Annotated in this window: 11 protein-coding genes; 5 read left to right on the top strand and 6 right to left on the bottom strand. The window is 36.4% G+C overall.

Annotation, left to right across the window (positions count from 1 at the left end; all coding sequences use genetic code 11):
* The first annotated feature begins 23 nt into the window (after window positions 1-23).
* Window positions 24-2,858 (top strand): DNA polymerase I, encoded by a 2,835-nt coding sequence (gene polA, locus ACTJIP_RS21125; protein WP_440705058.1) that lies wholly within the window; start codon window positions 24-26, stop codon window positions 2,856-2,858.
* An 85-nt stretch (window positions 2,859-2,943) separates the two neighbouring features.
* Here polA and ACTJIP_RS21120 read toward each other — a convergent pair whose 3' ends face one another.
* From ACTJIP_RS21120 to ACTJIP_RS21105, 4 genes are read right to left on the bottom strand one after another with little or no spacing between them, the layout of a single operon-like run.
* Window positions 2,944-3,669, bottom strand: coding sequence for a hypothetical protein (locus ACTJIP_RS21120; RefSeq protein ID WP_440705057.1), 726 nt, complete (start codon window positions 3,667-3,669; stop codon window positions 2,944-2,946).
* Between the two features lie 59 nt (window positions 3,670-3,728).
* Window positions 3,729-4,289 carry a hypothetical protein gene (locus ACTJIP_RS21115; protein ID WP_440705056.1) on the bottom strand — a complete coding sequence of 187 codons (561 nt, stop codon included), beginning with the start codon at window positions 4,287-4,289 and terminating at the stop codon, window positions 3,729-3,731.
* Between the two features lie 6 nt (window positions 4,290-4,295).
* Window positions 4,296-4,694 (bottom strand): immunity 22 family protein, encoded by a 399-nt coding sequence (locus ACTJIP_RS21110; protein WP_180565272.1) that lies wholly within the window; start codon window positions 4,692-4,694, stop codon window positions 4,296-4,298.
* 10 nt (window positions 4,695-4,704) lie between these two features.
* Entirely contained in the window at window positions 4,705-5,262 is a 558-nt protein-coding gene (locus tag ACTJIP_RS21105; protein ID WP_077414196.1) for a YdeI/OmpD-associated family protein, read from the bottom strand.
* A gap of 148 nt (window positions 5,263-5,410) precedes the next feature.
* Between ACTJIP_RS21105 and ACTJIP_RS21100 the strand changes: the two genes are divergently transcribed.
* Entirely contained in the window at window positions 5,411-6,058 is a 648-nt protein-coding gene (locus tag ACTJIP_RS21100; RefSeq protein ID WP_077414199.1) for an MgtC/SapB family protein, read from the top strand.
* Window positions 6,059-6,099: 41 nt separating this feature from the next.
* Here the strand turns inward: ACTJIP_RS21100 and ACTJIP_RS21095 are convergent, their stop codons facing one another.
* Window positions 6,100-6,588, bottom strand: a complete 489-nt coding sequence (locus ACTJIP_RS21095; RefSeq protein ID WP_228408652.1) for a copper resistance protein NlpE — start codon at window positions 6,586-6,588, stop codon at window positions 6,100-6,102.
* A gap of 302 nt (window positions 6,589-6,890) precedes the next feature.
* Here ACTJIP_RS21095 and ACTJIP_RS21090 point away from each other — a divergent pair, with 302 nt between their 5' ends.
* The 3 genes from ACTJIP_RS21090 (at window position 6,891) to ACTJIP_RS21080 (ending at window position 11,176) form a co-directional block, all read left to right on the top strand.
* A complete protein-coding gene (locus ACTJIP_RS21090) occupies window positions 6,891-9,029 on the top strand; it encodes a S46 family peptidase (RefSeq protein ID WP_077414201.1) in 2,139 nt (712 codons plus the stop codon).
* A gap of 72 nt (window positions 9,030-9,101) precedes the next feature.
* Complete coding sequence (locus ACTJIP_RS21085) at window positions 9,102-10,103, top strand: polysaccharide deacetylase family protein (protein WP_180565273.1); 1,002 nt, start codon at window positions 9,102-9,104, stop codon at window positions 10,101-10,103.
* Complete coding sequence (locus tag ACTJIP_RS21080) at window positions 10,100-11,176, top strand: GNAT family N-acetyltransferase (RefSeq protein ID WP_077414207.1); 1,077 nt, start codon at window positions 10,100-10,102, stop codon at window positions 11,174-11,176. The genes ACTJIP_RS21085 and ACTJIP_RS21080 overlap by 4 nt, the downstream gene beginning before the upstream one ends.
* A gap of 93 nt (window positions 11,177-11,269) precedes the next feature.
* On the opposite strand, the gene ACTJIP_RS21075 is transcribed toward ACTJIP_RS21080, so the two are convergent.
* Entirely contained in the window at window positions 11,270-14,137 is a 2,868-nt protein-coding gene (locus ACTJIP_RS21075; protein WP_440705055.1) for a M16 family metallopeptidase, read from the bottom strand.
* Window positions 14,138-14,435 lie beyond the last annotated feature (298 nt).

Here is a 14,435-nt window from a genome sequence, read left to right as displayed (position 1 = left end):
TATATTTGTTCATTATTCAAAATATGGACGCAACACAAGATAAAAGGCTGTTTCTCATCGATGCCTATGCGATGATTTTCAGAGGATATTACGCATTAATCAGGAATCCGAGACTCACCAGCAAAGGACTGGATACTTCTGCTATCTTTGGTTTTACCAATTCTTTGATCGAATTGATCAGAAGAGAAAAACCTACCCACCTGGCAGTAGTTTTTGATGTAGGACAGGCTAGTGTAAGAACTGATGACTATTCAGATTACAAAGCCAACAGAAGCGAAACTCCTGAGGCGATTAAAATTGCTGTTCCATACATCCACAGAATTCTTGAAGCCATGCATATTCCACGCCTGGGAGTAGAAGGATATGAAGCGGATGATGTAATAGGTACCATTGCGTGCAAAGCAGAAAAAGAAGGGTACACCACTTTCATGGTAACGCCGGATAAGGATTTTGCACAGCTGGTTACAGATAAAATTAAGATTTATAAGCCAGGTTTAAAAGGTGGTGATATTGAAATTCTGGGCGTTGATGAGGTAAAGGCAAAATATGAGATTGAAGATCCTAAGCAGGTTATCGATTTTCTTGCCATGATGGGAGATGCGGTAGATAATATCCCCGGACTGGAAGGTGTAGGAGAGAAAACTGCGATGAAGTTCCTTAAAGAATTCGGAAATATAGAAACTTTATTAGCTAATACTGATCAACTGAAAGGAAAACTGAAAGAGAAAGTAGAAGCTTCTGCAGAACGTGGCATTTTATCTAAAAAATTAGCAACCATTATCTGTGATGCTCCTGTAGAATTCCATCAGGAACAATACGATCTGGAAACGCCGGATTTTGAAAAAGTAAAAGAAGTTTTTGATGAAATAGAATTCAGAAGACTTTACGAAAACCTTTACAGAGCTTTTGCACCTGCTCCAACAGAAACAGTGGTTGTGAGTGAAGTGGAAGTGAAGCAGACTCCAGCTGGTACAGAAATGAAAGGACAGGTGATGCAGCTTGATCTTTTTGCCAATTTTGAAGAGCTGGAACAGGCTACTTCTACAAAATCTACTATTGAGCAGAACGATCATCTTTATCAGTTTATCGACAATCCGAAAGCCCAGAAAAAATTAGTTGATAATCTGTTGAAGCAAAAGGTTGTTTGCTTTGATACGGAAACTACTTCATTAAACGAACTGGAAGCAGAATTGGTGGGAATGAGTTTCTCTTATAAAAAAGGGCTTGCCTATTATATTCCGCTTTCTGAAGACAGAACCGAAGTGTTACAGACGTTAGAGATTTTCAGGCCGTTTTTTGAAAAGGAAGACCTGCTGAAAATTGCTCACAATCTGAAATACGATTATAAAGTTTTAAAACAATACGACATTACTGTTAAAGGGGCAATGTTTGATACGATGATTGCCCATTACCTGTTGAATCCGGACGGAAGACATGGTATGGATTATCTTTCAGAAGTATACCTGAACTATAAACCGGTATCTATAGAAACCATCATCGGGAAAAAAGGTAAGAAACAGGGCAGCTTCAGAGATGCAGATCTGAGAACGCAGACAGATTATGCAGCAGAAGATGCAGACATCACTTTCCAATTGTATGAGCTTTTTGCACCACAATTGAAAAAAGAAAATCTGGAAGAGCTTTTCTATAATATTGAAATGCCTCTGATGGAAGTCTTGGCAAAAATGGAACTGGCAGGTATTTCTCTAGATGAAAAATGGCTGGCACAGGAAAGTATAGATCTTGAAAATGACCTGAAGCAGTTAGAAACTACAATTTTTGAACTTTCAGGGGAAGAATTCAACATGAACTCACCCAAACAGCTTGGAGAAATTCTGTTTGAAAAAATGCAGCTGGATCCGAAAGCCAAAAAAACAAAGACAGGACAATATGCAACTTCAGAAGATGTTCTTCAGAAATTAAGTTCAAAACATGAGATCATTAAGCATATTCTGGAATACAGAACCTATCAGAAATTAAAATCAACCTATGTAGATGCTCTGCCTTCGCAGATTGATAAAGAAGATAACAGAGTACATACCAATTTCTCACAGACAACAGCTGCTACAGGCCGTCTGGCGAGTGTAAATCCAAACCTGCAGAATATCCCGATCCGAACTTTGAGAGGACAGCAGATTCGTGGAGCCTTTGTTTCCGGAGAAGGGAAGAAGATTATTTCTGCCGATTATTCACAGATTGAACTTCGTTTAATCGCTGAAATCTCGGGAGAAGATAATATGATCAAAGCATTCCAGGACGGAGAAGATATTCATGCTTCCACAGCAGCAAAACTCTTTAAAATTCCTCTGGAAGAAGTCTCCAAAACCCAGAGAAGCCAGGCAAAGACTGTAAACTTTGGTATCATCTACGGACAGGGAGCTTTTGCATTGGCAGAGCAGACTGGATTATCCCGTACAGAAGCCAAACAGATGATCGAAGCGTATTTTGAAACCTATCCAAAACTGAAAGAATACATGGCGGGACAGGTGAATAAGGCACGTCAGCTAGGTTTTGTAGAAACCATATTAGGAAGAAAGCGTCACTTGAAAGATATCAATTCCAACAATTTTGTAGTAAGAGGTCATGCAGAAAGGAATGCTGTGAATGCCCCGGTTCAGGGAAGTGCCGCAGACGTTGTAAAGCTTGCGATGATCAAAATAGACAGAGAAATCATGGAACAGCAGTTAAAAACAAAAATGCTGCTTCAGGTACATGACGAATTGATATTTGAATCACCGGCAGATGAAATTGAAGCCGCTTCAAAACTCATCAAAACTGAAATGGAAAACGCCTTAAAAACGCAGGTTCCATTGTTAGTAGAGATTGGGGTAGGAGACAATTGGCTGGAAGCGCATTAATCAATACTGTAAATCATACTTTAAATAAAAAACTTCCGTCTTTTGGGTGGAAGTTTTTGTTTATTTAATTAAATTCATAATTGGGTTACTCATCTCCCACAGCATTATAGGCATTTCTGACAACATCTTCCGGAGATACTTTTTCAAATAGAAATCTTTCTTTTTTCACCTGTAAATTTTTTGTAGCGGAGGGCATTTCTTCTTCCATTGTATTGACTGTTTCCAGTGCAATTTTACCCTTCATCGGCTCATAATAAAGTGCAGAATGAGAACCCGCTCCCATATTATAGGTTTCGATATAACTAAGGATCAGCTGATCATTATTGTATCTGAATTTGTTGAATTGATTTCCATACGGCCCGATGTCATAGAGATTGATGTTCAGTGTCCCTTTCTCAATACTGATGTCTTCGGGATCATGCATTTTATAGCCAGCTTCATTGTATTCATCAGGAAGAACTGTTGTAGAAGCTTTGAACAGCCGGTAAGTTTTGTCAGAATTTTTTAAAAGGACCAGCATGGTTCTTTGTGCTAAAGTATCATCTTTTTTTCTCAGGATCAAAGCTTTATCTGCAAGGCCATCTTGGTTGAGGTCCCCTTCTGTTTCATATTGAATATCATATTCATCCGAAACAAAATCTGAAGTTTGTTTCCCTGTTTTTAATAATTTCTGCTGAGTTTGAGTATTATCTTGTGCCGAATCTTTTTTTACTACTGTTGAAGAGGAAGAGCTTTGGGAAACTACTTTATCTTTATCACATGAATAACAGATCAAAGAAGAGAGTATCAGAATACAAATAATTTTTTTCAATATTTTGTTTTTAAGGTTATTGTTTTATATATACCCTTGATTTCAATAAGCTGTTTTTTTTAGTAATGATAACCACTTTTGAAAGCTTCAAGTTTTATTTGCAGATCCTGTTTTATCTTCTCATTAATCATTACCCATTGATGAGGATTATCAAGTTTGAAATCTTTGTATATACCTAGTAATTCCTCAAAATTAGCTTTGAAAAGATTTAATTTCTCAAATATTCCGTTTTCAAAAAGCTCAGTATATTCATCAAACCGGTAAAGAAGAAACTGTTCTTCTGTGGTAAGCTGTTCTTCGTAAGAAATATGCGTGGCGGTTTCAAAAATCTTTTTTAAAACTACTTTATCCTCATGTAGCAGACTATATAAAATCCCCAATACAGCTCTGGATGTGATTTCTGAATCTGAATCAAGGGTATTCTTGTTTAAGATCTGTATGATATCGTGTGTATTTGCACAAGTGGAAAGCTCAATGAATACATATTCAGATTCATTCTCAGACGCCAATATGGAATCAGCCCAGCTAATGACCTTCTCTTTTCTGATCACACCATAATCTAAAAGGATTACAAAAACCTTCAGCAGATTCCCATAATCCTTTATTGAAGCTCTTTTCATTGAAGGCTAAATATCATATTCTATTTCCCCCACATAATGCAGCGAATAATCGTCATTCTCTACAGAAACCGGATTAGGAATCACAAATCTTGTTGCAAAAATGATGGCATTCACAGGCGTATCCAGACTTAGTTCATTCAGTTTTCTTTCCAGGATTGGAATCCATTGGTCAGCGTAAGAATATTCTGCAAACTTGTCGTAAAGTCCAAGACTTTCATCCTCAAAGCCATATTCTATGAAGTCATCATCAAACCATTTGATGTTCTGTGATTCTGCGAATTTTGAAACATACTGATCGTCGGTTTCTTCCTCTATATAATAATTTTCATCCTCTTCTACGAAACTATAAAAATCTTCTTCATTCTTGAAATACCCTAACCAGAAGTGTGAAATTTCTTTATCCATAATAATCTTTTTATTCTAATCTTTTTAATTGTTTACTTGTATCAATAGCTTTTTCAAGCCGTGAAAGCCTTGTCTTTTCCTGCTTGGCACTCATAATCCAGTGTATAATTACCTTTTTATAAGAAGGAGCCTGGCTTTCAAAAAATTCCCAGGCAGCCTGATGATCCGTAAACTGTTTTTGATAAACAGGATCAAGAGCAACTTCTGCTTTTTCATGGGAATAAATTCCGGATTTGTTCTCTTTTCTGAGTTCAAATGCTTTTTGTCCTGCAGGAGTCATCAGCCCTGCTTTGGTGAGCGCTTCAACTTTCTTTATATTAATATTGCTCCAGATACTGGAAGACTTTCTTGGCGTAAAACGGATAGAATAGCTTTCGTGATCTATTGATTTTCTCACGCCGTCTATCCAGCCAAAGCACAAAGCCTGATCTACAGATTCAGACCAGCTCATAGAAGGTTTTCCACTTCCGGTTTTGTAGAATCCTGTCAACAGTTCTTTTTCCCCTTCGTGGTGCTTCTCAAGCCACTTTCTGAATTCTTCCTTTGTCGAAAAAAATGTAGGTTTCATAACTCCTTTACCTGCCTTTTACATTTAATCTGTAATATTACGAAAGTTTTCAGTCAAATAAAATCTTCTTGCCCTAAACAAAGTTCAATGATAACCCCGGAGATAATTTTTTTATTGTAATTTTATTCTAGGTTATAAATTATAAAAAATGGATTTTCTTCAGGACCATTACGCTGTCAAAAATGAATTGCTGCTTATCCTTATTTCTGTCATTTTAGGACTGTTCATTGGTGCCGAACGCGAATACCGTAATAAATCTGCCGGACTCAGAACCTTTATTCTGGTCTGTTTCGGAGCCTGTCTGTTTACGATTCTTTCCATCAAAATAGGTGTGGCCAATCCGGACCGTCTTGCAGCCAATATCATTACCGGTATAGGATTTTTGGGAGCAGGAGTGATTTTCAAAGGAGACAATAAAATTGAAGGTATTACTACTGCAACCACCATTTGGGCAACGGCTTCAATTGGAATGGCGGTAGGTTCCGGATATGTCTATATTTCCCTGCTGGGAACCGCTTTGGTATTGATTATTTTGAGTGCTTTAACTTACCTTCAGAATTTCATTGATAATTATAATAAAGTAAGGGAGTATAAAATTGCTGTGACAGGTTCTGCGGATATCAAATATTGTGAAAACATATTTAAAGAACATCACCTGAAATATCTGATGATTAAGCAGCAGTATTCACCGGAAAGTTTAACCGTTATCTGGCGGCTTACCGGAAAGAATACCCGTCATGAAGAATTAATCACACGTCTGGTAGACGATCCAAAAATCAGAGCCTATCAGTTTTAGAAGATATGAAAGTAAAAAAATAAAGGCCTGAGCCTTTATTTTTATTTTTTCTTGAATATATACAAATCCTTGTTGGGGCCGTCAATTTCTTTTCCTTCCATATCCAGTTGGAACAGCATATTTTCACCAACTTTATATTTATAGTTTGCTGTTTTTCCTTTTAAAGTAATCATAGTTCCTGTTGCATCCCATGTGAAAGATCCTTTATCCTGATTTTTTGAATTTCTATCAAGATATTCTTCAGAAATACTGAATGTTTTATCATTATTCAATGTTAAGGAAGTCTTGATACCCGGACAGTCAGCGCAAGGAATTGTTGCTTCATAAGTACCAGCCCAATCCAATGCATTTTCAGAAGTGTCACCAGCTGCTGTAGGGGTAGCTTTAGTGATGCTGTCTGTAGTAACTTGTTGAACAGCTGTTGCAGAATCTGTGGTTGTACCGGTTGTTTCAGTTGCTTCTTTTTTAGAACATGAGGCAAGGAACAGAGCGGCTCCCATTCCCAACATGAGCATTTTGCTTTTCATCATAATAATTGATTTAAGTATGTTTCTTAATAATAAAGTTACTTCCAATCAACAAAAACTAAGCCAGAGGGAGGAGAGTTTAATGTTTAATGTTTAATGTTTAATGTTTAATGTTGTTGGCCGATAATTGTCAGTATATGGTTCCGGGTTTAAATTGATAGATTTCTAAATAAGTTTTCTGCTTTCCCTGTTATCAATACATTTTATTTTTTACATTTTACAAAAACTACTTCTTAACAACTTTTCCGCGCGTTTTATAAGGCCTATTCTTATTTTTCTTTGTAAATTCGGGCAAAATTTTGATTATGACAAAAAAGATACTTTTATCTGTATTTCTTTTGCCAGCTGCAATGGCATTTGCACAACAATATGGCGGAATGTGGATTCCTACTGAGCTGAATGAAAAGGAAATGAAGGATTTGGGAATGAAGATTTCTGCAAAAGATATTTTCAACCCTCAGAAACCAAGCATAAAGGATGCGGTAGTACAGTTTAACGGTGGATGTACTGCGGAAATTATTTCGCCTAAAGGACTGCTTTTAACCAATCATCACTGTGGTTTCGGTCAGATTCAGGCGCATTCTACCGTTCAGAATGACCTTCTTTCAAACGGATTCTGGGCAAAAAATACACAGGGAGAACTTCCTAATCCGGGAGTAAAAGTAGATTTTATTGTAGATATAAAAGAAGTTACTGATCAGATTTTAGAAGGTACAGACAACCTAACGGAGCCGGAACTTACTAAAAGAATCAACAACAATATTGAGGTTTACAAAAACTCTCAGAAAATTGAATCTTACCAATCGATCATGGTAAAGCCTATGTATTATGGAAACAAATACTATGCTTACACCATCGAAACTTATAAAGATATCCGTCTTGTGGGGGCTCCCCCTCAAAGCATCGGAAAATTCGGAAGTGATACAGACAACTGGGTTTGGCCTAGACATACCGGAGATTTCTCTATGTTCAGAATCTATGCAGATAAGAACAACAGACCTGCGGAATATTCAAAAGATAATGTTCCTTACGTTCCGAAACACTATTTACCTGTTTCTATAAAAGATAAAAACGAAAACGATTTTACCTTTGTATTCGGTTTCCCTGGAAAAACTACAGAATATCTTCCTGCGGTAGGAGTAGAAAAAATCATGAAGGATATTGATCCTGCAAGAATTGCGGTACGTGATGTTGCTTTAAAAACATTAGACGAAAAAATGCGTGCTGACAATGAAACACGTATCAAATATGCTTCAAAATATGCTTCTGTAGCGAACTACTGGAAAAAATGGATCGGTGAAGTAGAAGGATTGAAAAAATCTAATGCTGTAGAAAAGAAAGTAATGTATGAAGGTTCTTTGGTGGCTAAAAATCCGGAGATCAAAAATACATTGGATCAGTTGAATAAACTATACAATGATCAGGCTCCTTATGCATTAAACAATGCTTATTTTACAGAAGTGGTAAGAAATGCTGAGACTTTGAAGCTTGCTGGTGATTATTATGACTTCGTAGCTTCTGTAGAAGCGGGTAGAATGGATGAAAAGGAACTTACAAAGTTAAAAACAAAATTAACCTCTTTCTACAAAGATTACAGTGCAGAGCTTGATGCTAAAGTAACCGCAAAATTATTGGCTTTATACGTTAATAAAACAGCGCCACAGTTTTTACCGACAGGGTTCAGCAAATACAAAGATGAAAGCCCGAATATCCCTGTAATAGAAGATATGTCTAAAAACTCTATCATCACAGGAAGAACTGCTGTGAATGGAGGAACATTAACTGCAGATATTGATAAAGCGTTTTCTAATCAGGATAAATTGATCAAAACGTTAAAGAAAGATCCTATTTATCAGCTGTATGTTTCTATGAAAGAAACATATATGAAAACTGCAGATCCGCAATATACCTCAATGCAGGCAAAAATTGATGCTTTACAGAAAAAGTTCATGGCACAGCAGATGCAGACGGATAAAGACAGAAAGTTCTTCCCGGATGCGAATTCAACGCTTCGTGTAACGTACGGTAAAGTAAAAGGATCTACACCTAGAGATGCAGTTTCTTACGGATATCAGACTCACCTGGCAGGAGTAATGGAAAAATATGTTCCCGGAGATTACGAATTTGATGTTCCAAAGAAACTGATTGATCTTTACAACAAAAAAGATTTCGGAAACTATAAAGATAAAACAGGTGATGTTCCTGTAGGATTCACTGCAACAAACCATACAACAGGAGGAAACTCTGGAAGCCCTGCTCTTGATGCCAACGGAAATCTTGTAGGATTGAATTTTGACAGACAGTGGGAAGGAACAATGAGTGATATCAACTATGATCCACGTTTCAGCAGAAACATCATGGTAGATACAAAATATATCCTTTTCATCATCGAGAAGTTTGCTGACTCAAAGTGGCTTGTTGATGAAATGAAGATTATAAAATAATTTTTAAAAGTTATACCTTTAAGAATCTATTTAAACTGAGTTTTGAATAGATTCTTTTTTATTTTAAATAAGATGAAAGACAGGATCATCAATGTTTTGGCAGCTTTCGAATCTGGTAATATCGGGAAATCTTTTCCGCTGGATTACTGTTTGCCGCTTTATCACAGTGTCTCCGACAGAGAACTTCCCCATATAAAACATGTGATCCGTTATAAGAATACAAAACAGTTTGAAGAAGATCTTGATCATCTTGCGAAGAATTTCCGGTTTGTCAACTGGCAGGAGTTTAAAGAGTGTATGTCCGGGGATTTTAAATCTAAGAAAAAAATTGCCCTGCTTACTTTTGATGACGGTTTCAGAGAATTTTATGATATAGTAGCACCGGTTTTGGAACGAAAGGGAATTTATGCCTGCAATTTCGTAAACCCTGCTTTTATTGATAATAAAGATATGATGTTCAGATGCAAAGCCAGCCTTCTTGCAGATGCAGTTGAGAAGAATAAAACTATAAATCCCGAGGTTTATCGTATATTTTCTCTTGACAGCCATGCAGACAAAGGTGTTTTACAAAAGAATATTTTACAGGTTAATTATCAGGGGAAAAATATTTTGGAAAGGCTTGCTGAAAAGCTTGAAGTGGATTTTAATGCTTATTCAAAAGAATGTAAACCCTATTTAAGTACAGAAGAGCTAAAAGAACTTACAAGGAAAGGTTTCGGAATCTCTTCTCACAGCTGGGATCACCCTAAATATGGAGATTTATCTTTGAAAGAACAGATGGAAACTACGAATAAAACTTTTGCTTATTTGAAAGAAAATGATTTCCTCTACGAAAGTTTTGCATTTCCGTTTACTGATTTTGAAGTTCAGAAAAACTTTTTTGATGAGCTCTTTAAAAATGAGGAAATCTATTGTAGTTTTGGATGTGCAGGGGTAAAACTGGATAGTGTAAAGAAAAATTTTCAAAGAATTCCAATGGAAATGGGTGAGAGCGGGGAACAAATACTGAAAAAAGAAACGGCTTACTTCAAACTGAAAAGACTGATTAACAAAAATACCATTCTGAGAAAATGATAGCGCTGAAAACATTCAACAGAAAAGAACTGGAAGATTTTATATCATCCGGAGCATTTCTGCAGTATGATTTTCTTCCTATTACAAAACATCGTGCATTGTCGCATATTCACAATCCTAAAGCATCAGAGGAAGATACCCTTCTTATTCTGGCATTCTTTGAAGAAAAACTTATTGGATATGTTGGGTGTTTCCCGGATTGCTTTGAGATTGATGGAAAGGAAATCCGCTATGCCTGGCTAAGCACTTTATATGCAAACCCTGATTACAGAAAAAGAAGACCTGCAAAAGCATTACTGAAAAAGGTTTTTGAAGAATACGAAGGCAGAATTGCCATTACAGAATTTACCAAAGAAGCAGAAGCCCTCTATAATATTATGGGTGTTTTTGAATATGTCTTTCCTAAAGAAGGGAAGAGATATTACTTCAGAACTGATGCTGCTAAAATGATTCCTGAAAAAAAACCGGGAACACAACCCTTGAAGCCGCTTTTTCAGTCTCTGGATGCTGCCGCCAATTTATTAATCTCAATAAAGAACTTACCGGTACAGAAACCGGACTTCAAATATGAGGTTCTTCCTCGTATTGACAAAGAAAGTGCTGATTTTATGACTGGATTTTCCGGGGTACGGAATGCAGATGAAATCAATACTTTTATAGATTATCCATGGATTTTGGAAGGAAAAAGAGACGTGAAATATTTCTTTTCAAGTTTTGCGGATACATTTACATACTTTTGGATTAAGATTTTCGATCAGAATAATCAACTCAAGGCTTGTTTCCTGTTGCAGCTCCGCGACGGATACCTTAAAATTCCCTACCTTTTTTCAACTTCTGATCTGGCTGAGGTTGTCAGGTTTTTAAATTATTTCATAATTACCAATAAAGTAAAAGGATTTACAAGTTATCAGACCAGCCTCAACAAGACAATACAACAATCGAAAGTATTTTCCCCTATTTATGACCGTGATTTTAAAAGAGAATATCTGTTTCATCAACAGCTGTTAGAATTACTTCCCAATAATTTTAATCCCAATTATCAGGACGGGGACGGGGATTGCATGATGACGTAATAGAATTATGAATTATAAATGATCACTGATCAATTATCATTGATCATTTATAAAAAACAAACCGCCCGATAGAATTATCGGGCGGTTTGTTTTTTAATGTCCGAAAATATCTTTCAGACTTACTTCTTTAAATGTTCCCATTTTATTGACTGCTTCCATATTCAGATTTTCTTTTTTACCGATAATGGCGGTGTTAAAATCTATGGATTTAACTTCTGTCTGATAAAAATGTCTGATATCTTCAAATTTCAGATCCTGAATCTGGTTGTAAATATCTTTTCTGAAATCATGATAAATATTCAGTTTCTTCAATCTTAATGTATTGAAAAATATATTATTTCGGGTAATCCTTGTTGAGGCAATCTGTTTCAGAGCAGCATTTCTGGCGTTCTCAAACTGAATAGGCACTTCAGGAAGTTCATTCATCAGTTCATTCATCGTATCCACAGCAATCATAAGCTTGTCAGGCTGAGTTCCGATATAAGTCGTTACATAATCCGGATGGTTGAGTTCCGAGTTCGCTGCATAAGAAACGTAAGCAGAGTAAGCAAGACTCTTACTTTCCCGGATTTCCTGGAAAACAATTGATGATAATCCCCGTCCAAAATATTCGTTAAATACATTGATCTTTCCAAAATGAAGTGGATTCACCAGATTTCCTTTTCCGATTTTGCTCATTTCCATCTGAACCATATCATAATTGATGAAATTTACATTTCCTCCGGTGGCAGGCTCTGGATATTGTTTAGCTTCCGAAATCTGAAGACTCTCAGTTTCTATATACTGACCAATATATCCCTTGAAATTTTCAAAGCTTTTACCATAGAAGAATACCTGATATGGATATTTGAAAAGCTTTTTTATTCTGTCAGTGAAAACTTCAGAATTGCTGCCTTCAAGTTCCTCTTGGGAAATAATATCCGTAAAACGTGAGTGAGCACCCAATTTTGTATAATTGGTCAGCGCTGTCATAATACGGTTTTTATCTTTCTTAATGGCCTCTCTGTTTTCCAGTACAGTTCCCACAAACTGATTATAGATTTCCTGGTCTGGTTTTACATCATGCATCCAGTGCTGCAGAAGAGCAATTCCCTTTTCTATATTTTCTTCCAATCCGCTTAGAGAAATGATCAACTGATTATTTGTGGTTTTGAAATCATTGCTGATTCCGATTTTGAAAAATTCCTTTTTTAAATCTTCAGGCGAAAGAGTATCCGTACCCAGGTATTGCAGCAACTGAGTGGAAATTCCCAAATCTCTGTCATTGTCACTTCCAAAAGGAAAAATGAAATGAAGCTGTGCAATATCATTATAGTTGTTCTTTACAAAACTTAATTTCTTTCCGTTAAGCTGATCAGTGGCAATTTCTTTCTGATAGTCGATAAATTCCGGCTTAATATCCTCTGTCTTATCCATTAAAATCTCTTTTAAAAACTCAGACTGAGTATCTCTGTTGATTTTAACAGGAGTAATACCTGGATTTTCAACTCTGATCAACATGTCATTGACACCTTTTTCTTTATTGACAACAACATAATTTTCTTTGAAAAAATCCTTGGCAAAATTCACTATATCTTCCTTCGTAAAAGCAGTATATTCATCCATCTCATTCAGTTCCTGCTCCCACGTTATCCCTTTTATATAAGAATCGTACAGGGTGGTAGCAAGCCCTTCTGCTGTTTCAAGGCCTTTCATTCTCTGAATTTTGAAATCATTAATGATTGCTGGCAGCATCCAGTCTGGGAAATCGCCTTTCTTTATCAGTTCAATTTCCTCCAGCACCATGTTCTTTGCTTCCTCAAGAGTTTGGTTTTCCTTAGGTACAGCTACAATAGAAAAATATCCATATTGTCTTAACCCTACAGAAAATGCCTGAGCCCAAAGCATTTTTTGAGTCTGATTGATATGCAGATCCAGTAATCCTGCTTCACCCCTGTTGCTGAGGATATTGGCAACAACATCTGCAAGCATAGCGTCCCTTGTTCCATAGCTTTCTGTTCTCCATGCCAACTGAGTGCGTGGAGTAGTAGGGCTTTTCACTGTTCTTGTTATAATTTCTGTAATGGGTTGTTCAATAATCGGTGTCTTTTGCGGAAGCTCTTTATAAGGCAAGGTGCCAAAATATTGATCAACTAATTGAATGGTCTCTTCAAAATCAAGATCACCAACCAGCACCATAGCGTAGTTATTAGGAACATAATACTCATCAAAGTACTTGTGAATAGCCTTCATAGAAGGGTTTTTCAAATGCTCGGGTCTTCCAAGTGTTGTCTGTTGGCCGTTAGGATGCGTAGGGAAAAGAGCATCCATCAATTCATAGCTTACAAGTCTTGTATCATTATCCTGAGCTCTGTTGAACTCTTCATATACAGATTCCAGTTCCGTATGAAAAAGACGAAGTACAATCTCAGAAAATCTTTCTTTTTCTATTTTCAGCCACTTTTCAAGTTCGTTGTTCGGGATATTGTTCTTATATACTGTTTCATCAAACCAGGTATGTGCATTCGTTCCGGTAGCTCCCAAAGAAGAAATGGCTTTGTCATATTCATTGGCAATAGCATATTGACTGGCTTCCTGAGAAACTTCATCAATTTTTTTATAGATCTCCTTTTTCTTTTCAGGATCCTGTTCTGCTTTATGCTCTTCATACAGCGCTGAGATCCGGTCCAGAAGTACTTTTTCCTTTTCCCAGTTTTGAGTCCCGATTTGTGAAGTCCCTTTAAACATCATATGCTCAAGGTAATGGGCCAGTCCTGTATTATCAGACGGATCATTATTGCTTCCGGTTCTTACAGGAATAAAAGTCTGTATCCTAGGAGCATCAAAATTTTGAGCAAGAAAAACTTTCAACCCATTTTTCAAAGTATAAATTCTGACGTTATTTTCGTCATGTGTTATCGTAATATATTCGTAGTGGTTTTTATCAGTATGAACCGTTTCCTTATATTTTCTGTCTGTCATATAAAACTCATTTCACTCCTTAGAATCCGGAATGCACTACAAATGTATGAAATCAAAAAAAATGTTAGCTGCTTTTTATCACTATTACATCTATTGTTGTAGTTGAAAAGGTAAATCATAAGAATGAAATACCCATTGTAGAAAGGAAATAAAGGCTGCTACTGGTAATTTATTTTTATAGAATATCTTTCATACTATATAATATATAATAGTATACGCTTTATATCCATTATTATACAGATGATCTTTTTCAGGAGCTATTTCCTGCTATCCATTCATACTCCTCACGCCCGGGCTG

Origin of the sequence: Chryseobacterium sp. 22543, from assembly GCF_052044565.1 — a bacterium.
GTDB lineage: Bacteria > Bacteroidota > Bacteroidia > Flavobacteriales > Weeksellaceae > Chryseobacterium.
This window is presented reverse-complemented; position numbering and strand designations above follow the sequence as displayed.